The organism is Bradyrhizobium sp. STM 3809 (assembly GCF_000239795.1).
GTDB lineage: Bacteria > Pseudomonadota > Alphaproteobacteria > Rhizobiales > Xanthobacteraceae > Bradyrhizobium.
Map to the genome: position 1 here is coordinate 1 of NZ_CAFJ01000493.1, position 23,314 is coordinate 23,314.

General features: G+C 66.6%; 19 protein-coding genes. 6 read left to right on the plus strand and 13 right to left on the minus strand.

The window, feature by feature from the left end:
- Positions 1 to 2,174 (minus strand): primosomal protein N' (locus BRAS3809_RS22695; protein WP_035657737.1); only part of this gene is annotated, 2,174 nt, incomplete at its 3' end.
- A gap of 306 nt (positions 2,175 to 2,480) precedes the next feature.
- On the opposite strand from BRAS3809_RS22695, the gene BRAS3809_RS22700 reads away from it, so the two are divergent.
- Together BRAS3809_RS22700 and BRAS3809_RS22705 are read left to right on the plus strand one after the other, a co-directional pair.
- Positions 2,481 to 3,383, plus strand: coding sequence for a tyrosine recombinase XerC (locus BRAS3809_RS22700; RefSeq protein ID WP_502685675.1), 903 nt, complete (start codon positions 2,481 to 2,483; stop codon positions 3,381 to 3,383).
- Between the two features lie 82 nt (positions 3,384 to 3,465).
- Positions 3,466 to 4,056 (plus strand): DUF4337 domain-containing protein, encoded by a 591-nt coding sequence (locus tag BRAS3809_RS22705; protein WP_008964374.1) that lies wholly within the window; start codon positions 3,466 to 3,468, stop codon positions 4,054 to 4,056.
- Between the two features lie 184 nt (positions 4,057 to 4,240).
- Here BRAS3809_RS22705 and BRAS3809_RS22710 read toward each other — a convergent pair whose 3' ends face one another.
- The 11 genes from BRAS3809_RS22710 to BRAS3809_RS22760 all read right to left on the minus strand — a co-directional run bounded on the left by BRAS3809_RS22710 (position 4,241) and on the right by BRAS3809_RS22760 (position 17,858).
- Positions 4,241 to 4,780, minus strand: coding sequence for a hypothetical protein (locus BRAS3809_RS22710; RefSeq protein ID WP_008964375.1), 540 nt, complete (start codon positions 4,778 to 4,780; stop codon positions 4,241 to 4,243).
- 130 nt (positions 4,781 to 4,910) lie between these two features.
- A complete protein-coding gene (lpdA, locus tag BRAS3809_RS22715; protein WP_008964376.1) occupies positions 4,911 to 6,314 on the minus strand; it encodes a dihydrolipoyl dehydrogenase in 1,404 nt (467 codons plus the stop codon).
- Positions 6,315 to 6,359: 45 nt separating this feature from the next.
- On the minus strand, positions 6,360 to 7,106 hold the full coding sequence (locus BRAS3809_RS22720) for an SDR family oxidoreductase (protein ID WP_008964377.1): 747 nt from the start codon (positions 7,104 to 7,106) through the stop codon (positions 6,360 to 6,362).
- A 65-nt stretch (positions 7,107 to 7,171) separates the two neighbouring features.
- Positions 7,172 to 8,416, minus strand: a complete 1,245-nt coding sequence (odhB, locus tag BRAS3809_RS22725) for a 2-oxoglutarate dehydrogenase complex dihydrolipoyllysine-residue succinyltransferase (protein ID WP_008964378.1) — start codon at positions 8,414 to 8,416, stop codon at positions 7,172 to 7,174.
- A 144-nt stretch (positions 8,417 to 8,560) separates the two neighbouring features.
- Positions 8,561 to 11,518 (minus strand): 2-oxoglutarate dehydrogenase E1 component, encoded by a 2,958-nt coding sequence (locus BRAS3809_RS22730; protein WP_008964379.1) that lies wholly within the window; start codon positions 11,516 to 11,518, stop codon positions 8,561 to 8,563.
- Between the two features lie 136 nt (positions 11,519 to 11,654).
- Entirely contained in the window at positions 11,655 to 12,539 is an 885-nt protein-coding gene (sucD, locus tag BRAS3809_RS22735) for a succinate--CoA ligase subunit alpha (RefSeq protein ID WP_008964380.1), read from the minus strand.
- 55 nt (positions 12,540 to 12,594) lie between these two features.
- Complete coding sequence (gene sucC, locus BRAS3809_RS22740) at positions 12,595 to 13,791, minus strand: ADP-forming succinate--CoA ligase subunit beta (protein ID WP_008964381.1); 1,197 nt, start codon at positions 13,789 to 13,791, stop codon at positions 12,595 to 12,597.
- Positions 13,792 to 13,916: 125 nt separating this feature from the next.
- On the minus strand, positions 13,917 to 14,885 hold the full coding sequence (mdh, locus tag BRAS3809_RS22745) for a malate dehydrogenase (protein ID WP_008964382.1): 969 nt from the start codon (positions 14,883 to 14,885) through the stop codon (positions 13,917 to 13,919).
- 226 nt (positions 14,886 to 15,111) lie between these two features.
- Positions 15,112 to 16,293 carry a cell division protein ZapE gene (gene zapE / locus BRAS3809_RS22750; protein WP_008964383.1) on the minus strand — a complete coding sequence of 394 codons (1,182 nt, stop codon included), beginning with the start codon at positions 16,291 to 16,293 and terminating at the stop codon, positions 15,112 to 15,114.
- A gap of 186 nt (positions 16,294 to 16,479) precedes the next feature.
- Positions 16,480 to 17,019, minus strand: a complete 540-nt coding sequence (thpR, locus tag BRAS3809_RS22755) for an RNA 2',3'-cyclic phosphodiesterase (RefSeq protein WP_008964385.1) — start codon at positions 17,017 to 17,019, stop codon at positions 16,480 to 16,482.
- Between the two features lie 206 nt (positions 17,020 to 17,225).
- Positions 17,226 to 17,858, minus strand: a complete 633-nt coding sequence (locus BRAS3809_RS22760) for an arylesterase (RefSeq protein WP_008964386.1) — start codon at positions 17,856 to 17,858, stop codon at positions 17,226 to 17,228.
- 55 nt (positions 17,859 to 17,913) lie between these two features.
- On the opposite strand from BRAS3809_RS22760, the gene BRAS3809_RS22765 reads away from it, so the two are divergent.
- From BRAS3809_RS22765 to BRAS3809_RS22780, 4 genes are all read left to right on the plus strand, one after another.
- The gene (locus BRAS3809_RS22765) at positions 17,914 to 18,648 is read left to right on the plus strand and encodes an ABC transporter ATP-binding protein (protein WP_035657740.1); all 735 of its coding nucleotides are present in this window, start codon (positions 17,914 to 17,916) and stop codon (positions 18,646 to 18,648) included.
- Positions 18,645 to 21,215 carry an ABC transporter permease gene (locus BRAS3809_RS22770; protein WP_008964388.1) on the plus strand — a complete coding sequence of 857 codons (2,571 nt, stop codon included), beginning with the start codon at positions 18,645 to 18,647 and terminating at the stop codon, positions 21,213 to 21,215. The genes BRAS3809_RS22765 and BRAS3809_RS22770 overlap by 4 nt, the downstream gene beginning before the upstream one ends.
- Positions 21,216 to 21,491: 276 nt before the next feature.
- Positions 21,492 to 22,283, plus strand: a complete 792-nt coding sequence (locus BRAS3809_RS22775; protein ID WP_008964389.1) for a Bax inhibitor-1/YccA family protein — start codon at positions 21,492 to 21,494, stop codon at positions 22,281 to 22,283.
- A 164-nt stretch (positions 22,284 to 22,447) separates the two neighbouring features.
- Positions 22,448 to 22,975: a GNAT family N-acetyltransferase gene (locus BRAS3809_RS22780; RefSeq protein WP_008964390.1), complete on the plus strand. Its 528-nt coding sequence runs from the start codon at positions 22,448 to 22,450 to the stop codon at positions 22,973 to 22,975.
- 26 nt (positions 22,976 to 23,001) lie between these two features.
- On the opposite strand, the gene BRAS3809_RS22785 is transcribed toward BRAS3809_RS22780, so the two are convergent.
- The coding region (locus tag BRAS3809_RS22785; protein WP_035657743.1) for a DUF2794 domain-containing protein at positions 23,002 to 23,314 on the minus strand (313 nt) is incomplete at its 5' end.

Below are 23,314 nucleotides of genomic sequence, written 5' to 3' on the forward strand. Positions count from 1 at the left end.
TTGAGATTGCCTTTGGGCTTCTCGGCATGCGCCAGCCAGTGCCGCAGATAATCCGACAGATCGAAATTGCGCGCCGATTTGAGCAGCAGCCGGAAACGGTAGCGGCCCTTGATGACGGCGAGCGGCGCCTCGGCCGGACCGAGCAGCAGCACGCCCTCCTCCCGCGGCGCTGACGCCACCAGCCGGCGCGCGAAGCCCTCCGCAGTCGGCCGGTCGCCGGCCGAGATGATCAGGCTCGCCAGCCGTCCGAACGGCGGATAGCCGGTACGCTCGCGGGCGTCGATTTCGCTGGTGTAGAACGCCTCGCGGTCGCAGGCGACCAGCGCCTTCATGACGGGATGCTCGGGCTGGTGGGTCTGCAGATAGCCGCGCCCTCGCCCCTGCTCGCGGCCGGCGCGGCCGATGACCTGGTTGAGGAGCTGCCAGGTGCGCTCGGCGGCGCGCGGATCGCCATTGCCGAGGCCGAGATCGGCATCGACCACCCCGACCAGATTGAGCCGCGGAAAATTGTGGCCCTTGGCGACGAGCTGGGTGCCGATGATGAGATCGACCTTGCCTTCCGCGATCTCGGTGAGCTCGGCGCGCATCGTCTCGATCGAGGTGATCAGGTCGCTCGACAGCACCATGCTCCGCGCGTCCGGAAACAGCGCCGCCGCCTCCTCCTGCAGCCGCTCGACACCGGGACCGACGGCGACCAGCGATTCCTCCGCCGCGCAATGCGGGCAGGTCGGCGGCCGGGCCATCGAGAACCCGCAGTGATGGCAGACCAGGCGCTGGCGGAAGCGGTGATCGACCAGCCAGGCGTCGCAGATGGTGCAGGCGAAGCGGTGGCCGCAGGCGCGGCAGAGGGTCAGCGGCGCATAGCCGCGGCGGTTCAGGAACAGCAGCGCCTGCTCGCCGCGCTCGATCGCGGTGCGGATCTCGCCGGCCAGCCGCGGTGAGATGTAGCGGCCGCGCGGCGGCGGCTCGCGGCGGAGATCGATCGCCTCGATATGCGGCATGTGCTGGCCGCCGAAGCGCGACGGCAGCGCCACCCGCTGGTAGCGGCCCTTGCGGGCATTGACCTCGGTCTCGACCGAGGGCGTGGCCGAGGCCAGCACCACCGGGAATTTGGCGATGTGGCCGCGCACCACGGCCATGTCGCGGGCGTGATAATGCGCGCCCTCGTCCTGCTTGTAGGCCTGGTCGTGCTCCTCATCGACGACGATGAGGCCGAGATCGGCGTAGGGCAGGAACAGCGCCGAGCGCGCGCCGACCACGACCGGCGCCTCGCCGGCGGCGATCGCCGCCCAATTGCGCTGGCGGGTGCGGGGCGTCAGCTCGGAATGCCATTCGAGGGGACGCACGCCGAAGCGGCGCGAGAAGCGGTCGAGAAACTGCCCCGTCAGCGCGATCTCCGGCATCAGGATCAGCGACTGCCGGCCGCGGCGCACGGTCTCGGCGACCGCCTCGAAATACACCTCCGTCTTGCCGGAGCCGGTGACGCCGTCGAGCAGCGCGACATTGAACAGGCCGCTGGCCGCCAGGGCCCGCATCGCCTCGACGCCGGCCCGCTGGGCATCGAAGAACTCCGGTTGCGCAAAGGACGGATCGGGCGCCGGCGGCGGCAGCGCACGCGGCATCGCCTCGACGGTCAGTGTGCCCTCGTCAACGAGCCCGTCTATGACGCTCGCGGACACGCCGACCTCGCGGACGAGATCGGATTTGCCGTGCAGCAGGCCATCCGACAGGACGTCGATGACCCGCCGCCGGGCCGGCGTCAGCCGCTTCGGCGGCTCGCCGACCAGCCGGACGCCGAGCCGGACGCGTTCGGGGCCGAGATGCTCGCCCATGCGCAAGGCCATCCGCAGCACCATGCCGCGCGGCGACAGCGTGTAATTGGCGACCCAGTCGACCAGCGACCGCAGTTCCGGCTTCAGCGGCGGCACGTCGAGCTTCTCGCTGACGTCCTTGAGCCGGTTGTGCAGCCGCGGGTCCGGATTGGCGTTCTCCGCCCACACCACCGCCATTACCTCGCGCGGCCCCAGCGGGACGCCGACGACATCACCGGGCTTGAGGTCCATGCCGCGCGGCACGCGGTAGGAATAGGTGTGATCGAGCGCGACCGGAACCAGCACGTCGACCACGCCGGCCGTGCGGGCTGCACCAGGGAAGAGATCGGTCGGGCGGTCCATGAGGGCGGAGATAGCCTTGCTCTGGCTCAAGCGAAAGCCGCCCGGCAAAGTTAGCGAACGGTAAAGGCGCGGGTGGGATATATGGGATGGTCACCAGATGAGGTCGAGCACTTTCGGCATCGGCCGTGCACCCTCTCCTCTTGTGGGAGAGGATGTACCGCGCATGCCGCCGCCCGTTCGATCGACATCAACTGGGGACGATGAGTCGGCAGGTGTGCGCGGTCAATGGTCAAGACGGCAAAAGCGACTGACAACGCGCCTGAGGCGCCCGACCTCATCGGCGCCGATCAGGGCGTGGTTCACGCGATGATGCAGTGGCTGGCGCATCTGCGCAGCGAGCGGCGGCTGTCGCCGAAGACGGTCGAGGCCTATGCGCGCGATCTCAGGCAATGCCTGCAATTCCTCTGCACGCATTGGGGTGAGCCGGTGACCCTGACGCGCTTTGCGTCGCTCGAGGCCGCCGACATCCGCGCGTTCCTGGCGATGCGCCGTGCCGACGACATTGCCGGACGATCGCTGATGCGGACGTTGGCCGGCCTGCGTTCGTTCGGCCGCTTCCTCGAGCGTGAGGGCCAGGGCAAGGTCGGCGCGCTCGCGGGCGTGCGCGCGCCGAAGATCGCCAAGAGCCTGCCGAAGCCGCTGCCGATGGACGCCGCCAAGCGCCTCGCCGATGCCGACGAGCGCGCCGGCGAGAGCCGGGACACGTGGGTGTTGGCGCGCGACGCCGCTGTCATGGCGCTGCTCTACGGCTCTGGCCTGCGCATCTCCGAAGCGCTCGGCCTGAAGCGCCGTGAGGTGCCCAAGCCGGGCGAAGGCGACGTGCTGATCGTGACGGGCAAGGGCAACAAGACTCGCATGGTGCCGGTGCTGCAGAACGTGCTGCAGCTGATCGACGAATACGCCCGGCTCTGTCCCTATCCGCTGCCGGCGGACGGGCCGATGTTCGTCGGCGCCAAGGGCGGGCCGCTGAGCCCGCGCATCATCCAGCTGGCCATGGAGCGGCTGCGCGGCGCGCTCGGCCTGCCCGACAGCGCCACGCCGCATGCGCTGCGTCATTCCTTCGCCACGCATCTGTTGTCACGCGGCGGCGACCTGCGCGCCATCCAGGAGCTGCTCGGCCACGCTTCGCTGTCGACGACCCAGGTCTATACCGGCATCGATTCGGAGCGGCTGCTACAGGTCTACGCCTCGGCGCATCCGCGGCGGTGACATGGTTCGTTCATATCCTTTCCCTTGCGCTGGCCCGGCGGTTCCGGCAATCGTCAGCTTCGCTTGATCCGGAGGGGAACAGATGAGCGCACATGAAAGCATGGAGCATGCGGAGCACGCCGAGCACGCCTCGGGCGAGAATAAGAAGATCGCGCTGCTGATCGCGGTGATCGCGCTGTTCCTGGCGCTGTCGGAAACCCTCGGCAAGGGTGCGCAGACCGAATCGATCAGCAAGAACGTCGAAGCCTCCAATCTCTGGGCCTTCTTCCAGGCCAAGACCGTGCGCCGCACGGTGGTGCAGACCGCCGCCGAGCAGGGCAAGCTGAACCTGCCGGCGCTGCCGGATGAGGCGGCCAAGGCGGCCTTGCAGAAGCAGATCGACGACTGGCAGAAGAATGCCGCCCGTTACCGCTCGGAGCCCGAGACCGGGGAAGGCAGCGAGCAGCTCGCGGAACGCGCCAAGCATGCTGAGCACGAGCGCGACGAAGCGACGGCGAAGTATCATCACTACGAGCTCGCCTCGGCCGCCTTCCAGATCGGTATCGTGCTGGCCTCGGCGACGATCATCACGGGTATGATCGTGCTAGCCTGGGCCTCCGGCGCGCTCGCGCTGGTCGGCATCGCGATGACGCTGCTCGGGCTGTTCCAGCCGCATCTGCTGCATCTGCACTAGCCACGAACAACCGTCATTCCGGGGCATGGCCGCAGGCCTTGAACCCGGAATCTCGATGTGGTGTCGTGTTCTATTTCAACAATCGCGAGATTCCGGGTTCAATCGCCAGCGCGCTGCGCGCACTGACGATTGCCCCGGAATGACGGCAATGGTGGCATGAACTGCGTCGCCGCGATTGAAAACGTCACCGCGCCTGCACGCTGCGGCGGAAGCGCAGGATCTGGCGGAGCACGCGGGACGACCAGCCGCTGGTGTTGGTGCGGAGCACGTCGCCGACGATGTCGCGGATGCGCTGCTTGATCGGGTCGACCAGCTCGGCGGCTCTGCGGCGCAGCGTCAGGACCGACTCATACAGCCAGGCGAACCAGCCCATCTGCAGCAGCTTGTGGCGTGTCACGTCGAAGATGAAGGCGGTGATGCCGACGCCGACCATCTTGCCGAACACGATCGTCAGCAACGCCAGCTTCCACTGGTGATGCATCAGCAGCCACATGCCCACCAGCTTGAGCGGAAACAGCAGCACGAACGGCACGATGAAGACCAGCAAGGTCAGCGCGGGTGACAGCGTCTCGATGCGCGCGGCGAGCCAGTGCTTGAGACTGCGCAGCGGGATCGCGGCGACGATCCGGGCCACGATGGGCTCGAGATGGTCCCACAGCCATGCTTCGATCAGAAAGATGATCGCGAGCAGGATCCAGAACGGCTGAAGCAGGCGGCGCAGCATCGGTCTCCATCTCCGCCAGGCCCCGGGCGTGAGGCCGCTATGACGTTAGGACCTCACACCTTGCCGTTTGGTTCAGCGTCATCGGCAGGCTATTTTGTCGCACCTGCCGATCCCCGCCGCCGGGCGTCGATCACATGTGGATGGCGCGCTTGCCCACCGCAAGGGCGGCTTCCTTGACCGCCTCCGACCGCGTCGGATGGGCGTGGCAGGTGCGGGCCAGATCCTCGGCGGATCCACCGAACTCCATCAATACGGCGGCTTCGTGGATCAGTTCGCCGGCCTCGCGGCCGATGATGTGGGCGCCGAGCACGCGATCGGTCTTCGCATCTGCGAGAATCTTCACGAAACCGTCAGTGGTCTGGTTGACCTTGGAACGGCCGTTCGCGGTAAACGGAAACTTACCGACGGTATAGGCGACGCCGGCCTGCTTCAGCTCATCCTCGGTCTTGCCGACCGAGGCGACCTCCGGCGTGGTGTAGACCACGCCCGGAATGACGTCGTAGTTCACGTGGCCGGCCTGGCCGGCGAGGATCTCGGCGCACGCCACGCCTTCATCCTCGGCCTTGTGCGCGAGCATCGGTCCTGCGACCACGTCGCCGATGGCATAGACGCCGGGGACGCTGGTCGCGAAATGATGGTCGATCTGGACGCGACCGCGATTGTCGAGCACCACGCCGGCTTCCTGCAGGCCGAGCCCGTCGGTGTACGGCACGCGGCCGATGGCGACGAGCACGACATCGGCTTCGATCTTCTCGGCCGCGCCGCCGGCGGCAGGCTCGATCGTGGCCGCCAGCGTCGCGCCGGACGTATCGACGCCGGTGACCTTGGCGCCGAGCTTGAACGCAAAGCCCTGCTTCTCGAGGATGCGCTGGAACTGCTTCGCGATCTCGCTGTCCATGCCCGGCAGGATGCGATCGAGGAATTCGACCACGGTGACCTTGGCGCCGAGACGGCGCCACACCGAGCCGAGCTCGAGCCCGATCACGCCGGCGCCGACCACCAGCAGGCTCGACGGCACCTTCTCCAGCGACAGCGCGCCGGTCGAAGAGACGATGCGCTTCTCGTCGATCTCGATGCCCTTGAGACGCGCGATGTCCGAGCCGGTGGCGATCACGATGTTCTTGGTCTCGACGGTCTGAGCGGCACCGTCATTGCCGGTGACCTGCACCTTGCCGGTGCCGAGGATCTTGCCCTTGCCCGCGAGGACGTCGATCTTGTTCTTCTTCATCAGGAACTCGACGCCCTTGACGTTGCCGTCGATGCCCTGCTGCTTGAAGGTCATCATCGACGGCAGATCGACCTCGGGCGCGGACACCTTGATGCCCATCTTGGCGAAGGAGTGCCCCGCTTCCTCGAACAGCTCCGAGGCGTGCAGCAGCGCCTTCGAGGGCATGCAGCCGACATTGAGGCAGGTGCCGCCGAGGGTGGCGTTCTTCTCGACCACCGCCACCTTCATGCCGAGCTGCGCCGCGCGGATGGCGCAGACATAACCACCGGGTCCGGTGCCGATGACGACGAGATCGTAAGGTGCCATGATCGAATGTTCCGTAAGCTTTGCAGTCAGAGATGATGACGGTCGTCAGCGTCCGCCCGACACGTCGAGAATGGCCGAAGTCACATAGGAGGCCTCGTCCGACAGCAGCCAGACGATGGCGTTGGCGATTTCCTCCGCGGTGCCGACGCGCTTCATCGGCACGTTCGGAGCAAGGCGGTGAGCGCGATCGGGTTCGCCGCCGGAAGCATGGATTTCGGTATCGATCAGGCCGGGCCTGATCGCGGCGACGCGAATGCCCTCGCTCGCAACCTCGTGGCCGAGGCCGACGGTGAAGGAATCGATCGCGCCCTTCGAGGCGGCGTAGTCGACATAGGTGTTGGGCGAGCCGAGCTTGGCAGCGACCGACGACAGATTGATGATCACCCCGCCCTTGCCGCCATGCCGTGTCGACATCCGCTTCACGGCTTCACGTGCGCACAGGATGCTGCCGGTGACATTGACCGCCATCAAACGCTCGATGCGCTCGGCGCTCATCTCGTCCACGCGCGTGGTCGGACCGACGATGCCGGCATTGTTGATGAGCGCCCCGAGCGTGCCGAACTTGTCGGCCGCCTTGAACAAAGCGAGGATGTCGTGCTCGCGGCCGACATCGCATTTCACCGCGATGGCCTTGCCGTTCTTGGCCTCGATCGCCGCGACAGTGCTCTGCGCGGCGGCCTCGTTCGAGGCATAGCCGACGACGATCTTGAAGCCGCGCGATGCGGCGGCGATCGCGGTGGCGCGGCCGATGCCGCGGCTGCCGCCGGTGATTACTGCAACCCTGTCGGTCATGATGGCCCCCGTTAGGTTTGAGGCGCGCTTTTCGGCGCGCCTCCCGAGCATCAGAGGTGTGGTCGTCAGAGATCCAGCACGAGCCGCGCCGGATCCTCCAGGCTCTCCTTGACGCGCACCAGGAAGGTCACGGCTTCCTTGCCGTCGATGACGCGGTGGTCGTAGGACAGCGCCAGATACATCATCGGCCGCACCTCGATCTTGCCGCCGACCACCACCGGCCGCTCCTGGATCTTGTGCATGCCGAGGATGCCGGACTGCGGCGCGTTCAGGATCGGGGTCGACATCAGCGAACCGTAGATGCCGCCATTGGTGATCGTGAAGGTGCCGCCCTGCATCTCGTCGATCTTGAGCTGGCCGTCGCGGGCGCGGCGGCCGAAATCGGCGATGCTCTTCTCGATGTCGGCGATCGACTTGTGGTCGCAGTCGCGCACGACCGGCACGACCAGGCCCTTGTCGGTGCCGACGGCGACGCCGATGTGGTAGTAGTTCTTGTAGATCAGATCGCTGCCGTCGATCTCGGCGTTGACGGCCGGGATGTCCTTCAGCGCCTGCACGACGGCCTTGGTGAAGAAGCCCATGAAGCCGAGCTTCGAGCCGTGCTTCTTCTCGAACACGTCCTTGTACTGGCTGCGCAGCGCCATGACGTTGGTCATGTCGACCTCGTTGAAGGTCGTCAGCATCGCCGCGGTGTTCTGCACGTCCTTGAGGCGGCGCGCGATGGTCTGGCGCAGACGCGTCATCTTCACGCGCTCCTCGCGCGCGGCGTCATCGGCGGGCGACGGTGCGCGGACCTGCACGGCGGCGGCGGGCTGATTGACCGGGGTCGGCGCCGAGGCGGCGCGCTCGATCGCGGCCAGCATGTCGCCCTTGGTGACGCGGCCGTCCTTGCCCGAGCCGGGCACGGTGGTGGCATCGACGCCGCTCTCGGCCGAGAGCTTGCGCACCGACGGCGCTTGCGGCGTGTCGGCGGGCAGCGCCTTGGCCGGGGCGGGAGCAGCAGCAGCCGGAGCCGCAGCGGCGGGCTTCGTCGGCGCCGGTGCGGGAGCCGCGGCGGCCGGCTTGGCAGCGGCCGCGCCATCGTTGATCTGGCCGAGCAGCGCGCCGACGGCGACGGTCTCACCATCCTTGGCGATGATCTCGCCGAGCGTACCGGCCGACGGCGACGGCACCTCGATGGTGACCTTGTCGGTCTCGAGCTCGACGAGCGGCTCGTCGACGGCGACCGCGTCGCCCGCCTTCTTGAACCAGCGGCCGATAGTGGCTTCGGTGACGGATTCACCGAGCGTCGGAACGCGAATGTCAGTCATGGTCTCTATCCTCAATAACCCGTGCGGTCATAAAGCCCGTCCGCCATCGCCTTGCGGCGAGCAAGCGATGCGGTACGGACGATCAACGCGATGGACTTGTACTCGCGCCCCGCAAGGATCTGCGGGGCGCCTTCTAAGGCAGGTTCAGTTCAGGGCGTCGTCGAGCAGCGCCTTCAGCTGGGCGAGATGCTTGGACATCAGGCCCGTGGCGGTCGCGGCCGAGGCGGCGCGGCCGGCGTAGCGCGCACGCTTGCTCTTAGCCCCGGTCTGGTTCAGCACCCACTCGATGTAAGGCTCGATGAAGTACCAGGCGCCCATGTTGCGCGGCTCTTCCTGGCACCACACCACTTCGGCGTTCTTGAAGCGGCCGAGCTCGGCGACCAGCGCCTTGAGCGGCACCGGATAGAGCTGCTCGAGGCGCATCAGATAGATGTCGTTCAGGCCGCGCTTCTCGCGCTCGTCGTAGAGGTCGTAATAGACCTTGCCCGAGCACAGCACGATGCGGCGAATCTGATCGTCCGGCACCAGCTTGGTCTTGTCGTCCGCCTGCATCTGGGCGTCGTCGTACAGAATGCGGTGGAACGTCGTGCCCTTGGCCAGCTCCTCCAGCCGCGACACCGCGCGCTTGTGGCGCAGCAGCGACTTCGGCGTCATCACGATCAGCGGCTTGCGGATCTCGCGATGCAGCTGCCGGCGCATGACGTGGAAGTAGTTCGCCGGCGTGGTCGGGTAGACCACCTGCATGTTGTCCTCGGCGCACATCTGCAGATAGCGCTCCAGGCGGGCCGACGAATGCTCCGGTCCCTGGCCCTCATAGCCGTGCGGCAAGAGGCAGACGAGTCCGGACATGCGCAGCCATTTGCGCTCGCCCGACGAGATGAACTGGTCGAACAGCACCTGGGCGCCGTTGGCGAAGTCGCCGAACTGCGCCTCCCACAGCGTCAGCGCATTGGGCTCCGCCAGCGAGTAGCCGTATTCGAAGCCGAGCACCGCCTCTTCGGAGAGCAGCGAGTTGATGACCTCGAAATGACCCTGCTCCGGCGCCAGATGGTTGAACGGCGTGTAGCGGCTCTCGTCCTCCTGATCGATCAGCACCGAGTGGCGCTGCGAGAAGGTGCCGCGCTCGCAGTCCTGGCCAGACAGGCGGACCTTGTGGCCTTCGAGCAGCAGCGAGCAGAACGCCAGCGCTTCGCCGGTCGCCCAGTCCAGCCCGATGCCGCTGTCGATCGCCTTGGCGCGGTTTTCCAGGAAGCGCTGGATCGTGCGGTGCAGGCGGAAGCCGTCCGGCACCTTGGTGATCTTGCGTCCGATCTCCTTGAGGCGGTCGAGCTCGACGCCGGTGACGCCGCGGCGCGCCTCTTCCTCCTGATCGGCGGACTTCAGGCCTGCCCACTTGCCGTCGAGCCAGTCGGCCTTGTTCGGACGATAGGAGGTGCCGGCCTCGAACTCGGCATCGAGCCGCGCGCGCCAATCAGCCCTGGCCTTGTCGACCTCGCCCTCGGTCATCACACCCTCGGCGACCAGGCGCTTGGAGTAGATCTCAAGCGTCGACGGATGCGCGCCGATCTTCTTGTACATCACCGGCTGGGTGAAGGCGGGCTCGTCGCCTTCATTGTGTCCATGCCTGCGATAGCAGAACATGTCGATCACGACCGGCTTGTGGAACTTCTGCCGGAACTCGGTCGCGACCTTGGCCGCGAACACCACGGCTTCCGGATCGTCGCCGTTCACGTGGAAGATCGGCGCGTCGATCATCTTGGCGACGTCGGACGGATACGGCGACGAGCGCGAGTAGCGCGGATAGGTGGTGAAGCCGATCTGGTTGTTGACGATGAAATGAATCGAGCCACCTGTCCGGTAGCCCTTCAGGTCGGACAGCGCGAAGCACTCGGCCACGACGCCCTGGCCGGCGAAGGCGGCGTCGCCATGCATCAGCAGCGGCAGCACGGAGATGCGCATGTCCGGCGGATCGCCGTGCTGGTCCTGCTTGGCGCGGACCTTGCCGAGCACGACGGGGTCGACGATCTCGAGATGCGACGGGTTGGCGGTCAGCGACAGATGGATGCGGTTGCCGTCGAACTCGCGGTCCGAGGAGGCGCCGAGGTGATATTTCACGTCGCCGGAGCCTTCGACCGCGTCGGGATTGGCCGAGCCGCCCTTGAACTCGTGGAAGAGCGCGCGGTGCGGCTTGCCCATCACCTGGGTCAGCACGTTGAGGCGGCCGCGATGCGGCATGCCGAGCACGATCTCCTTCACGCCGAGATTGCCGCCGCGCTTGATGATCTGCTCCAGCGCGGGGATCAGCGACTCGCCGCCGTCGAGGCCGAAGCGCTTGGTGCCAGTGAACTTGACGTCGCAGAACTTCTCGAAGCCCTCGGCCTCGACCAGCTTCTGCAGGATGGCGCGACGGCCTTCGCGGGTGAACGAGATCTCCTTGTCCGGACCCTCGATGCGCTCCTGGATCCAGGCCTTCTGCGCCGCGTTCGAGATGTGCATGAACTCGACGCCGAGCGTCTGGCAGTAGGTGCGCTCGCAGATCGCGACGATCTCACGCAAGCTGCCGTATTCGAGGCCAAGCACGTGGTCGAGGAAGATCTTGCGGTCGTAGTCGGCTTCGGTGAAGCCGTAGGAGCGCGGATCGAGCTCCTCGCGGTTCTTCGGCGCCTCGATCCCGAGGGGGTCGAGCTTGGCGTGGAAGTGACCACGCATGCGGTAGGCGCGGATCAGCATCAACGCGCGGACAGAGTCGCGGGTGGCCTGGTTGACGTCGGCCGGCGACAATTCGACGCCCTTGGTCTGCGCCTTCGCCGCGATCTTCTCGCCGACCTTCTTCTCGACCACGGCCCAGTTGCCGTCGAGCGCCGAGGTCAATTCGTCGCGGGGCGACACCGGCCAGTTGCTGCGCGCCCAGGAGGGCCCCGAGGCGTTCTTCTGGACGTCGGCCGGCGCGTCCTTCAGGCTCTTGAAGAATTCCTGCCACTCTGGATCGACCGAAGCGGGATCCTTCTCGTAGCGGGCGTAGATCTCATCGATGTAGGTGGCATTGGTGCCCTGCAGAAAAGACGACAGGGCGAAGGCGGCGTTCGCATCTTGGCGAGACATGGTAGCGTCCTGGTAATTTCGATGCGCCCATCAAAAACGGCGCAATGCCTGACCCCGTGGAAGGGGTCAGGCTCGGGTTAGGACGGTTTACCTTATTCTTTGTAAAGATGCGCCCCGAAAAGCACTAAGGCCTGAATCAGGACTTCAACTTTTCGACGAGCGTCTTGCCGAGGCGCGCGGGCGACGGAGAGACAGTGATACCAGCGGCTTCCATCGCCGCCGTCTTCGAGCCGGCATCGCCCTTGCCGCCCGAGATGATCGCGCCGGCATGACCCATGCGGCGGCCGGGAGGGGCGGTGACGCCGGCGATGAATCCGACCATCGGTTTCTTGCGGCCGCGCTTGGCCTCGTCCTTGATGAACTGCGCCGCGTCCTCCTCGGCCGAGCCGCCGATCTCGCCGATCATGATGATCGAGGTGGTCTTGGGGTCGGCCAGGAACATTTCCAGCATGTCGATGAACTCGGTGCCCTTGACCGGGTCGCCGCCGATGCCGACCGCGGTGGTCTGGCCGAGGCCCTCGGAGGTGGTCTGGAACACCGCCTCATAGGTCAGAGTGCCGGAGCGCGACACGATGCCGACCGAGCCGGGCTTGAAGATGTTGGCCGGCATGATGCCGATCTTGCACTCGCCGGCGGTCATGACGCCCGGGCAGTTCGGCCCGATCAGGCGCGACTTGGATCCCACAAGCGAACGCTTGACGCGGACCATGTCGAGCACCGGGATACCCTCGGTGATGCAGACGATCAGCGGCACTTCGGCGTCGATCGCCTCGCAGATCGCGTCCGCGGCGCCCGGCGGCGGCACGTAGATCACCGAGGCGTCGGCGCCGGTGACCTCGCGGGCCTCCTTGACGGTGTCGAAGACGGGCAGGCCGAGATGGGTCGAGCCGCCTTTGCCCGGCGAGGTGCCGCCGACCATCTTGGTGCCGTAGGCGATCGCCGCCTCGGAGTGGAAGGTGCCGTTCTTGCCGGTGAAGCCCTGGCAGATGACCTTGGTGTTCTTGTCGATGAGGATGGACATCGTGCTTTCTCTAAAAGCGTTGCGGTGAGGACGAAGCGAGCGCCTGAACCGGCGCTCAGCCTCCCTTGACGGCCTTGACGATCTTCTGCGCGGCGTCGTCGAGATTGTCGGCGGGCAGCACGTTCAGACCGGACTCGCTGATGATCTTCTTGCCGAGATCGACATTGGTGCCTTCGAGGCGCACCACCAGCGGCACCTTCAGGCCGACTTCCTTCACCGCGGCAACGACGCCCTCGGCGATGACATCGCACTTCATGATGCCGCCGAAGATGTTGACCAGGATGCCCTTCACGTTAGGGTCGGCGGTGATGATCTTGAAGGCCGCCGCAACCTTCTCCTTGCTGGCGCCGCCGCCGACATCGAGGAAGTTGGCGGGCTCCATGCCGTACAGCTTGATGATGTCCATCGTCGCCATGGCGAGGCCGGCGCCGTTGACCATGCAGCCGATGGTGCCGTCGAGCGCGACGTAGTTGAGGTCGTACTTCGACGCCTCGATTTCCTTGGCATCCTCCTCGGTCTCGTCGCGCAGCGCGACGACTTCCGGGTGCTTGAACAGCGCGTTGGAGTCGAACGACACCTTGGCGTCGAGCACGCGCAGCTGGCCCTGCTTGGTCACGACCAGCGGGTTGATCTCGAGCATCGCCATGTCCTTGGCGACGAACGCGGTATAGAGCTGGGTGGTGAGCTTCTCGGCCTGCTTGGCGAGGTCGCCGGACAGCTTCAGTGCCTTGGCGACGGCGCGGCCGTGATGGCCCATGATGCCGGTCGCGGGATCGACCGAGAAGGTCACGATCTTCTCGGGCGTGCTGTGCGCGACGTCCTCGATGTTGACGCCGCCTTCGGTCGACACCACGAAGGCGACCTTCGAGGTCTCGCGATCGACCAGCAGCGACAGATAGAATTCCTTGTCGATGTCGGAGCCGTCCTCGATGTAGAGGCGGTTGACCTGCTTGCCCTCGGGACCGGTCTGCACCGTCACCAGGGTCGCGCCGAGCATCTGCTTGGCGAAGGCATTGACCTCGTCGATCGACTTGGCGAGGCGGACGCCGCCCTTGTCGCCGGCCGAGGCCTCCTTGAACTTGCCCTTGCCACGGCCACCGGCGTGGATCTGGCTCTTCACGACCCAGACCGGACCGCCGAGCGTCTTCGCCGCCGCATCCGCGTCCTCCGGACGGAGAACCGGCACGCCCTTGGAAATCGGCACGCCGAACTCGTGCAGCAGTGCCTTGGCCTGATATTCGTGAATGTTCATAAGCGCTTGCTCCCCGAACCCCCGCTGGGGTGGTGACGTCTGGACGTGTTCTGCGGATGCTTGGTATACCATATACCAAGCATCCTGCAACTCATCGGAGCGGGCTGGCTGCCCGCCCTGCTACCTCAGCGGCCGAGCAGGTCGGGCGCGATCTTCTTGCAGGCGTCGACGAGGCCCTGGACGGCGGCGACCGACTTGTCGAACGCCTCGCGGTCCTTGCCGGCCAGCTCGATCTCGACAATGCGCTCGACACCCTTCGAGCCGATGACAACGGGCACGCCGACATACATGTCCTTGACGCCGAACTCGCCGTTGAGGTGAGCGGCGCACGGCAGCACGCGCTTCTTGTCGCGCAGATAGCTCTCGGCCATCGCGATCGCCGAGGCGGCCGGGGCGTAGTAGGCCGAGCCGGTCTTGAGCAGGTTGACGATCTCGGCGCCGCCATTGCGGGTGCGGTCGACGATCTCGTCGATGCGGGCCTGCGAGGTCCAGCCCATCTTGACGAGATCCGGCAGCGGAATGCCGGCGACGGTGGAGTACTTGGTCAGCGGCACCATGGTGTCGCCGTGGCCGCCGAGCACGAAGGCGGTGACGTCCTCGACCGAGACGTTGAACTCATCGGCCAGGAAGTAGCGGAAGCGCGCGCTGTCGAGCACGCCGGCCATGCCGACGACCTTCTTGGCCGGCAGGCCGGAGGCCTTCTGCAGCGCCCAGACCATCGCGTCGAGCGGGTTGGTGATGCAGATGACGAACGCGTCGGGAGCGTACTTCTTGATGCCGGCCCCGACCTGCTCCATCACCTTGAGGTTGATCGAGAGAAGGTCGTCGCGGCTCATGCCCGGCTTGCGCGGCACGCCGGCGGTGACGATGCACACCTTGGCGTTGTCGAGCGCCTCGTAGGAATTGGCGCCGGTGAAGTGGGCGTCGAAGCCGTCGACCGGCGAGGACTGCGCGATGTCGAGCGCCTTGCCCTGCGGAACGCCTTCGGCAATGTCGAACATCACGACGTCGCCGAGCTCCTTGAGGCCAACGAGGTGAGCCAGCGTTCCGCCGATCTGACCGGAGCCAATCAAAGCAATCTTGTCGCGCGCCATGGCAAATTTTCCTTTGAACCCGTAGGGGTGAGGGAGGTTGAAAAGTCGAGTGGGTGGTTATCCCTTTCGCCCGGGCCGTTCAAGTCACGCTATGGCCAATTGACGGGCGTGCCTTGATTTCGATCAGGACCGGACGGCGGCTGCTGATGATCCTTTCAGCATGATGGACGTGGCCTTTTCGCGGCTGTGTGCCCGGCGGCGGGCGCTGCCGGAAAAGCAGTGTTTGTCAGGTTTCGACCAGGCCCGTAGAAGTCCCGGAGGCGGCCGAATCCTTCCGGCCGTGCGGCAGGGCCAGGTAGGACTCCGAGCCCATTTCGATCAGGCGCGACGACGTCCGCTTGAACTCCATCGCCTCGATGCCCTCGGTCGCGACGTAGAGCGAGATCGGGTCGGCTTCGGCCGAGGCGATCAGCTTCACGGCGTTGTCGTAGAGCGTGTCGATCAGGGTGATGAAGCGCTTGGCGGGGTTGCGCTCGGCGTAGTCCATCACCGGAACGTGGTCGATCAGGATCGTATGATAGTCGTGCGCCAGCCGCAGATAGTCGGACGCGGCGAGCGGCTTCTCGCAGAGATCGGCGAAGCCGAAACGGGCGACGCCATTGGCCGAGCACGGGACGTGCAGGATGCGTCCCTTGATCGTCATGTCGCGCGGCTTGCACTTGGCCTGTCCCGTCAGCCGCGCCCAGGCCTTGTCGAGCGCGGCGCGCGCATCGACGTCGGCCGGCACCAGCCACATCTTCACGCCGGCGAGTTTCTCCAACCGGAAATCGGTGCGCGCATCCAGCCGCACCACATCCATGTGGTCGGCGATCTGCTTGATGAAGGGCAGGAACAGCGCGCGGTTGAGGCCACCCTTGTAGAGATCCTCCGGCGCCACGTTGGAAGTCGCCACCACCACCGTGCCGAGTTCGAACAGTTTTGCGAACAGCCGGCCCAGGATCATCGCGTCGGCGATGTCGGTGACGTGGAATTCGTCGAAACAGAGCAGCCAGGCCTGGTCGAAGATCGCCTGCGCGGTCAGCCCGATCACGTCGGCATCGGCGAGCTCGCCGCGCGCGATGTTCTGGCGATAGCCGTAGATGCGCTCGTGCACCTCGGCCATGAACTCGTGGAAATGCGCGCGGCGCTTGTGCTCGACCGGACAGGTCTGGAAGAACAGGTCCATCAGCATGGTCTTGCCGCGGCCGACCTCGCCATGGACATAAAGGCCGCTCGGCGGCTCGCTCTTGTCGCTGAACAGGCGGCCGAACAGGCTCTGCTTGCGCGCCGGCTTGTAGGTGGAGAGGCGTCGCTCCAGCGCCGCCAGGGCATCGGCGACCTCGGCCTGGGCCGGGTCGGCCTCGATCGCGCCGGTGTCGACCAGCGACTGATATTGCGCGCGGAACGCGTCTGATGGAGTGGACAGCATGAGCCCACTCTAGGTCATGAGACTAACGGAAAATGCAATCCGCAAATGGTGGAAGCCGCCATGCAGCCGGGCGGTGGGATCGTGGTATATGGCACGCAAACGCCGCCGCGGGAGTTAGTCCGCGGCTAACGACGTCTTGGTCGGGTCAGACCGGCCCGACGTCAGGCACTTGGGCCAGCCGCAGCCTCAGGCGGCGCACAGATCGTAGGCGTCCTCGACGACATAGGGGCCGCCGCCCGTGGAAGCACGGGAGGAGAACAGCACGAAGCGCTCGGCCATGAACACCCGGCTCGGGAAGTAGCCGCGGACCGAGAGATAATCGGCGACGTCCTGGCTCGAGGCATCGTGCAGCCGCGCCAAGGTCACATGAGGGACGAACTTGCGTCCCTCCGGGTCGAGCCCGATCCGCTGCATCATCCGCTCCAGCTCGGCCTGCAGCTCGATCAGCGGCCGGCTCGGCGCGATGTTGGCGACCACGGCGCGCGGCTTGCGGCCGCCGAAGCTGGAGAGACCCTGCACCGTGACCTCGAACGGCTTGCGGTTCACCCGCCACAGCATCGCGGCGATCTCGTTGGCGGAGGCGCCGTCGATGTCGCCGATGAAGCGCAAGGTCACGTGATAATTTTCAGGATCGATCCAGCGGGCGCCGGGAAGGCCACCCCGCAACGTGGAGAGGGTCTGGCCGACCTCGGCCGGGATCTCCAGTCCAGTAAACAGACGCGGCATCGTTTCAGGACTCCCGATGCTGGAGGCTGATCTCGAAAATTGACGAGATCATGCCTTGACGAGGTGATCGACGACGAATCGCCAATGCAACATTCCTACCGAACTTATATGACTCCGCGACGGAGGGGGCGTTAACGCCGTGAAAACCTGCGGAAAACCTGGTCCGTAAGGTTATCGCAAAATGTCCGGCCGACGGCTTCGTTCCATCATTGCCCACGAAGCGGACGCAGGAATGCTTCGACCCTAGGCAGCATCCGGGAGACGATGATGTCGACCCCGGCCGCCGTGGGGTGAATGCCGTCCGCCTGGTTGAGCTTGGGGTCGGCAGCAACGCCGTCGAGGAAGAACGGATAGAGCGGCACGCCGAATTCCTTGGCGAGGTCGGGGTAGATCGCGTTGAACTTGGCGGCGTAGTCGCTGCCGTAATTCGGCGGCGCCAGCATGCCGCACAGCATGACGGCGATGCCGCGCGCCTTCAGCCGGGTGACGATCTCGGTCAGCGCCTTGCGCGTGACCGCGGGATCGATGCCGCGCAGCGCGTCATTGGCGCCGAGCTCGACGATGACCGCCTCGGTGCCATCGGGCACCGACCAGTCGAGCCGGTCACGGCCGCCCGAAGACGTATCGCCGGACACCCCGGCATTGGTCAGGTCGATCGGCAGCCCATTGGCCTGCAACGCCTTTTGCAGCTTGGCGGGGAAGGAGTCCGGGGCGGACAGGCCGAGGCCCGCGCTCAAGGAGTCGCCGAGGACGACGAGCTTGATCGGCTTGGCCGGGTCAGAGCCGGCGAGTGCCGGCCCGGCTGTCATCAAGGCGAGCATCAACACGAGTATGTGCACGAAGATGCGTCCGCGCCCCTCGACCCGGCTTGCGGAGTTGCCATATGACCGAGCCATGGACAGTCTCATCGAAACCTCGCGTTTGGCCGGCACTGCGCCGGACACCATTACCATCTCGAACGTCAACCTCTCGCTCGGCACCGGCGCGGCGCGGGTTCATATCCTCAAGGACATCAGCCTGCGGGTGGGACAGGGCGAGACGATCGGCCTGATCGGCCCCTCGGGATCGGGGAAGTCCACGCTGCTGATGGTGATGGCGGGGTTGGAACGTCCGGACAGCGGTCAGGTGGTGGTCAACGGCACCGCTTTCAATGCCCTGGACGAGGACGCCCTGGCCCGGTTCCGGGGCCGCCAGGTCGGCATCGTCTTCCAGTCCTTCCACCTGATTCCGACCATGACGGCGCTGGAAAACGTCGCGGTGCCGCTCGAGCTGGCGGGCCATTCCGGCGCCGCCGAGCGTGCCGCCCGCGAGCTGGACTCGGTCGGACTCGGCCACCGGCTGCACCACTACCCGACGCAATTGTCGGGCGGCGAGCAGCAGCGCGTGGCGCTCGCCCGGGCGCTGGCGCCGGATCCGGCCATCCTGGTGGCTGACGAGCCGACCGGCAATCTCGACGAGACCACCGGGCGGCAGATCGTGGATCTGCTGTTCACCAAGCATGCCGAGCGCGGCATGACGCTGGTGCTGGTGACCCATGACAGCGGCCTCGCGCATCGCTGCGACCGTGTCGTGCGGCTGCGCTCGGGACGGATCGAAGCCGACGGCGCGCACGAGCCCGCCGACGCATGAGCACGCTGGCCGAGCCGCTTCCCCGCCGCCGCATGGCGGCGCTGCCGGTGCGTTATGCCCTGCGCGAGCTGCGCGGCGGTTTGCGCGGCTTCTATGTGTTCATCGCCTGCATCGCGCTCGGCGTGCTGGCGATTGCCGGCGTCGGCTCGGTGGCGGCGAGCCTCAATGATGGCCTCGTCCGCGAGGGCCGCACCTTGCTCGGTGGCGACGCCGCCTTCTCGCTGTTCCAGCGCGAGGCCAAGCCGGAGGAGATCGCTTTCCTGCGCTCGCGCGGACAGGTGTCGCTGGCGGCGACGTTGCGGGCCATGGTGAGGGCCGGTGATGCCAAGCTGGCGCTGGTCGAGCTGAAGGCGGTCGACAGCGCCTATCCGCTGCTCGGCAAGGCCGAGTTGCAACCCGACCTGCCGCTGGCCGAGATTCTCGCCGAGCGCGATGGCGTGTTCGGCGCAGCGGCCGATCCGGCGCTGCTGGCGCGGCTCGACCTCAAGGTCGGCGACATCGTCAACATCGACACGGTCCGCTTCCAGATCCGCAGCGCGCTGCAGGCGGAGCCGGACAAATTGTCCGGCGGCATCGGGCTGGGGCCGCGCTTCCTGATCAGCGAGGCCGGCCTGCGCGCGACGCCGCTGCTGCAGCCGGGGAGTCTCGTGCGCTGGACCTATCGGGTCCGGCTGCCCGACAACGCCACCGATGACCGCGCCGTCGCCTCCTTCATCGCCGACACCCGGCAGACGCTGCCGCAGGCGGGATGGGAGGTCCGCAGCCGCAGCAACGCCTCGCCGCAGCTGGAGCGAACCATCGGCCGGTTCACGCAATTCCTGACCCTGGTCGGACTGGCCGCGCTCCTGGTCGGCGGCGTCGGCGTCGCCAACGCCGTCAAGAGCCATGTCGACCGCCGGACCGAGGTGATCGCGGCGTTCAAGGCGCTCGGCGCCACCAGCCGCGACGTGTTCGGCATCTATCTCGTGCAGGTGATGGTGCTGGCGACGATCGGCTCGATCATCGGACTCTGCGCCGGCGCCGCCCTGCCCTTCGCCATCGTCGGCCTGTTCGGCAAGATCCTGCCGCTGCCCGTCATTCCTGCAGTTCATCCGGACGAGTTGGCGCTGTCGTTCGTTTACGGCCTGCTGACGGCGCTGGCGTTCGGTCTGTGGCCGCTCGGGCGCGTCCGCGACGTGCCGGTCGCCGCGCTATTTCGTGAGGCCGTGATCGCCGAATGGCACCGGCCGCGCTGGAGCTATCTGGCGCTGATCGCCGGCACGGTCGCGCTGCTGATCGCGGTGGTGGTCGGCCTGTCCTACGACAAGAAGATCGCAGCGGTTTTCGTGGTCGCCGCCGCTCTGGTGTTCGTGCTGTTGCGCGGCATCGCAGCCGTCGTGATGGCGATGGCCCGCGCGGCGCCGCGCAGCCGCTTCCCGATGCTGCGGCTCGCGGTCAGCAACATCTACCGCCCGGGCGCGCTGACGCCCTCGGTGGTACTGTCGCTCGGACTGGGCCTCGCGGTGCTGGTCACGATCACCCAGATCGACGGCAATCTGCGGCGGCAATTCCTGGCGCAACTGCCGGAGCAGGCACCGTCGTTCTTCTTCATCGACGTGCCCTCCGGCGACGCCGACCGCTTCCGCGACTTCCTCAAGACGCTCGCGCCGCAATCCACCGTCGACAACGTGCCGATGCTGCGCGGCCGCATCGTCTCTGCCCGCGGCGTGCGTGCCGAGGACCTCAAGGCGACCGCGGACACCGAGTGGGTGCTGCAGAGCGACCGCGGCCTGACCTATACCGGCGAGATCCCGAAGGGCTCCAAGGTGGTCGAGGGCGAATGGTGGGGCGAGAACTACAGCGGCCCGCCGCTGGTCTCGATCGAGAAGCGGATCGCCGACGGGCTCGGCCTGAAGCTCGGTGACGACATCGTCGTCAACGTGCTCGGGCGCGACATCAGCGCGAAGATCGGCAACATGCGCACGATCGATTGGCAGGGGCTCGGCATCAACTTCGTGCTGGTGTTCTCGCCGAACGCCTTCCGCGGCGCGCCGCATACTCACGTCGCCACGTTGACGGAGGCGCGCTCGGACGCCGCGGAGGACGCCCGCGTCATCCGCAAGGTGGCCGACGCCTTCCCGATGGTGACCAGCGTGCGGGTTCGCGAGGTGATGGAGACGGTCGGCTCGGTGGTCTCGAACCTCGCCCTCGCCATCCGCGGCGCCAGCGCGGTCACGCTGATCTCGGCCATCCTGGTGCTGGGCGGCGCGCTGGCCGCGGGCCATCGTCATCGCGTCTACGATGCCGTCATCCTCAAGACGCTGGGCGCCACGCGGCTGCGGCTACTCGGCGCCTACGCGCTCGAGTACCTCCTGATCGGCTTTGCGACCGCCGCGTTCGGCGTCATCGCCGGCTCCGTGTCGGCGTGGCTGATCGTGACCCGGCTGATGACCCTGAGCTTCGCCTGGCAGGCCGGCAGCGCCGCGCTGGTCGTGCTCGCGGCGCTGGTGGTGACCGTGGGCCTCGGCCTCGCCGGTACGCTGCTGGCGCTCAACCAGAAGCCGGCGACGGTTCTGAGGAACCTTTAGGGGATTGTGCGCTCATGCCGCACGGTTAACGGGATTTTCACGGCGCAAACGCGCGCGGAGCGACATTCAGCCGCGCGTGGAAGCTTGCGGGGGATATGCTAGTTTCCCATCTAGGAAATGGGCTCAGAGAGCTGCCGAAGAGATCTGCCGAAAGATGGCGAATTTGCCGATGACGCAAATTTAATATCGGCGGCAGCGGCTATGAGATAGGGTTTTCTAGAACCGGCCTAAAGTCCTGCCAGGACGGACCGCCGGGCAACCAACGGGAATTCGACCATGTCGGACCTCAACCGCAACTATGCTTCACCCTTTGGCCGGGTGGCCGGGCGCGCCGATGCCGCGACCGTCGACGCCGGTCTGCGCGCCTACATGCTGCGCATCTACAATTACATGAGCATCGGCCTGGCCATCACCGGCCTCGCGGCGCTCGGCGTCTACATGGCGTCGGTGACCGGCGATCCGGCGGCGGGCGTGTTCAAGTTCGGCAACGCCTACCTGACGCAGTTCGGCTACGCGATGTTCGTGAGCCCGCTGAAGTGGCTGTTCATCCTGGCCCCCCTGGTCATGGTGTTCGCGATCTCGGCCGGCATCAACCGCCTGGCGCCGTCGACCGCGCAGATCCTGTTCTGGGTGTTCTCGGCCTTGATGGGCATCTCGCTGTCGTCGATCTTCCTGGTGTACACCCACACCTCGATCGTGCGGGTGTTCTTCATCACCGCGGCGACGTTCGGCGCGCTCAGCCTGTACGGCTACACGACCAAGCGTGACATGACGGGCATGGGCTCGTTCCTGTTCATGGGCCTGATCGGCATCGTGCTGGCGAGCCTCGTGAACCTGTTCCTGGCGAGCTCGATGCTGCAGTTCATCGTGTCGGTGATCGGCGTGTTCGTGTTCGCCGGCCTGACCGCCTGGGATACGCAGCGCCTGAAGAATGAGTACATCTACGGCTACGCCTCCGCGAGCGGCGATATTGCCGAGCGTGCAGCGATCTCCGGCGCGCTGTCGCTGTACCTGAACTTCATCAACCTGTTCACGCTGCTGCTGCAGCTGCTCGGACAGCGCGACTGATCCAACCGCTCGCAGGAGCGACCTTCGAAGCCCCGGCCTCAGCGCCGGGGCTTTTCGTTTGTTCATCGTGGCGATCGCGGACCCGGCTCGATCTCGCGCCGCGTACGGGCAGCCATCCCGTGACGAGGTTTGATCGGCCGCCTCGCGCTGGTATTGTCCCGCCCATGTCCGACATCGAGATCCGGCCCACGCAGGAGGCCGACCTTCCCGCCATCACCGCCATCTACGGGCAGGCCGTCCGCGAGGGCACGGCCACGTTCGAGCTCGATCCTCCGGATCTGGCGGAGATGACCCGCCGCTTCCGGGCGCTCCGAGATGGCGGCTTCCCCTATTTCGCCGCCCTGCTGGATGGCGAGGTCGTAGGCTATGCCTATGCCGGGCCGTACCGGCCGCGGCCCGCCTATCGCTTCACGGTGGAGAACTCGGTCTATCTCGCGCCCGCCAGCCAGCGCCGTGGCATCGGCATGCGGCTGATGCGGGCGCTGATCGAAGCGTGCGAGGCGCGCGGCTTTCGCCAGATGATCGCGGTCATCGGCGACTCCGCCAACGCCGGCTCGGTCGGCCTGCACACCGCCTGCGGCTTCCAGATGATCGGCACCCATCCCAGCGTCGGCCTCAAATTCGGCCGCTGGCTGGATACGGTCATGATGCAGCGGCCGCTCGGGGCGGGCAGCGGCGACATCCCCGCATAGGCATCGCGATCGGCGCGGACGGCGGCTCAGACCAGCGCCGGCTTTGGCGCGATCGCCAGCAGCACGCGCTCCAGCTCATGGCCGCGGCGCAGGATCAGGCCGGTGGCCGAGATCACGCTGTACATGCCCTGCTTGCGTGCCAGCCGCGGATCCTTTTCGATGCGGTAGAGAGGCACCTCGGACGCGCGGCGGAAGACGGAGAACACGGCGCGGTCGCGCAGGAAGTCGATCGAGTAGTCGCGCCACTCGCCATCGGCGACCATGCGGCCATAGAGATTGAGGATGCGGTTCAGCTCGAGGCGATCAAACGTCACCCGGGTCGGCGCTACAGCCGCGTTG

Bases quoted from the DNA above. Each gene is read 5' to 3' on its own strand.
- BRAS3809_RS22700 (WP_502685675.1), top strand. From the start codon at position 2,481: ATGATGCAGTGGCTGGCGCATCTGCGCAGCGAGCGGCGGCTGTCGCCG.
- BRAS3809_RS22705 (WP_008964374.1), top strand. From the start codon at position 3,466: ATGAGCGCACATGAAAGCATGGAGCATGCGGAGCACGCCGAGCACGCC.
- BRAS3809_RS22710 (WP_008964375.1), bottom strand. From the start codon at position 4,780: ATGCTGCGCCGCCTGCTTCAGCCGTTCTGGATCCTGCTCGCGATCATC.
- lpdA (WP_008964376.1), bottom strand. From the start codon at position 6,314: ATGGCACCTTACGATCTCGTCGTCATCGGCACCGGACCCGGTGGTTAT.
- BRAS3809_RS22720 (WP_008964377.1), bottom strand. From the start codon at position 7,106: ATGACCGACAGGGTTGCAGTAATCACCGGCGGCAGCCGCGGCATCGGC.
- odhB (WP_008964378.1), bottom strand. From the start codon at position 8,416: ATGACTGACATTCGCGTTCCGACGCTCGGTGAATCCGTCACCGAAGCC.
- BRAS3809_RS22730 (WP_008964379.1), bottom strand. From the start codon at position 11,518: ATGTCTCGCCAAGATGCGAACGCCGCCTTCGCCCTGTCGTCTTTTCTG.
- sucD (WP_008964380.1), bottom strand. From the start codon at position 12,539: ATGTCCATCCTCATCGACAAGAACACCAAGGTCATCTGCCAGGGCTTC.
- sucC (WP_008964381.1), bottom strand. From the start codon at position 13,791: ATGAACATTCACGAATATCAGGCCAAGGCACTGCTGCACGAGTTCGGC.
- mdh (WP_008964382.1), bottom strand. From the start codon at position 14,885: ATGGCGCGCGACAAGATTGCTTTGATTGGCTCCGGTCAGATCGGCGGA.
- zapE (WP_008964383.1), bottom strand. From the start codon at position 16,293: ATGCTGTCCACTCCATCAGACGCGTTCCGCGCGCAATATCAGTCGCTG.
- thpR (WP_008964385.1), bottom strand. From the start codon at position 17,019: ATGCCGCGTCTGTTTACTGGACTGGAGATCCCGGCCGAGGTCGGCCAG.
- BRAS3809_RS22765 (WP_035657740.1), top strand. From the start codon at position 17,914: ATGGACAGTCTCATCGAAACCTCGCGTTTGGCCGGCACTGCGCCGGAC.
- BRAS3809_RS22770 (WP_008964388.1), top strand. From the start codon at position 18,645: ATGAGCACGCTGGCCGAGCCGCTTCCCCGCCGCCGCATGGCGGCGCTG.
- BRAS3809_RS22775 (WP_008964389.1), top strand. From the start codon at position 21,492: ATGTCGGACCTCAACCGCAACTATGCTTCACCCTTTGGCCGGGTGGCC.
- BRAS3809_RS22780 (WP_008964390.1), top strand. From the start codon at position 22,448: ATGTCCGACATCGAGATCCGGCCCACGCAGGAGGCCGACCTTCCCGCC.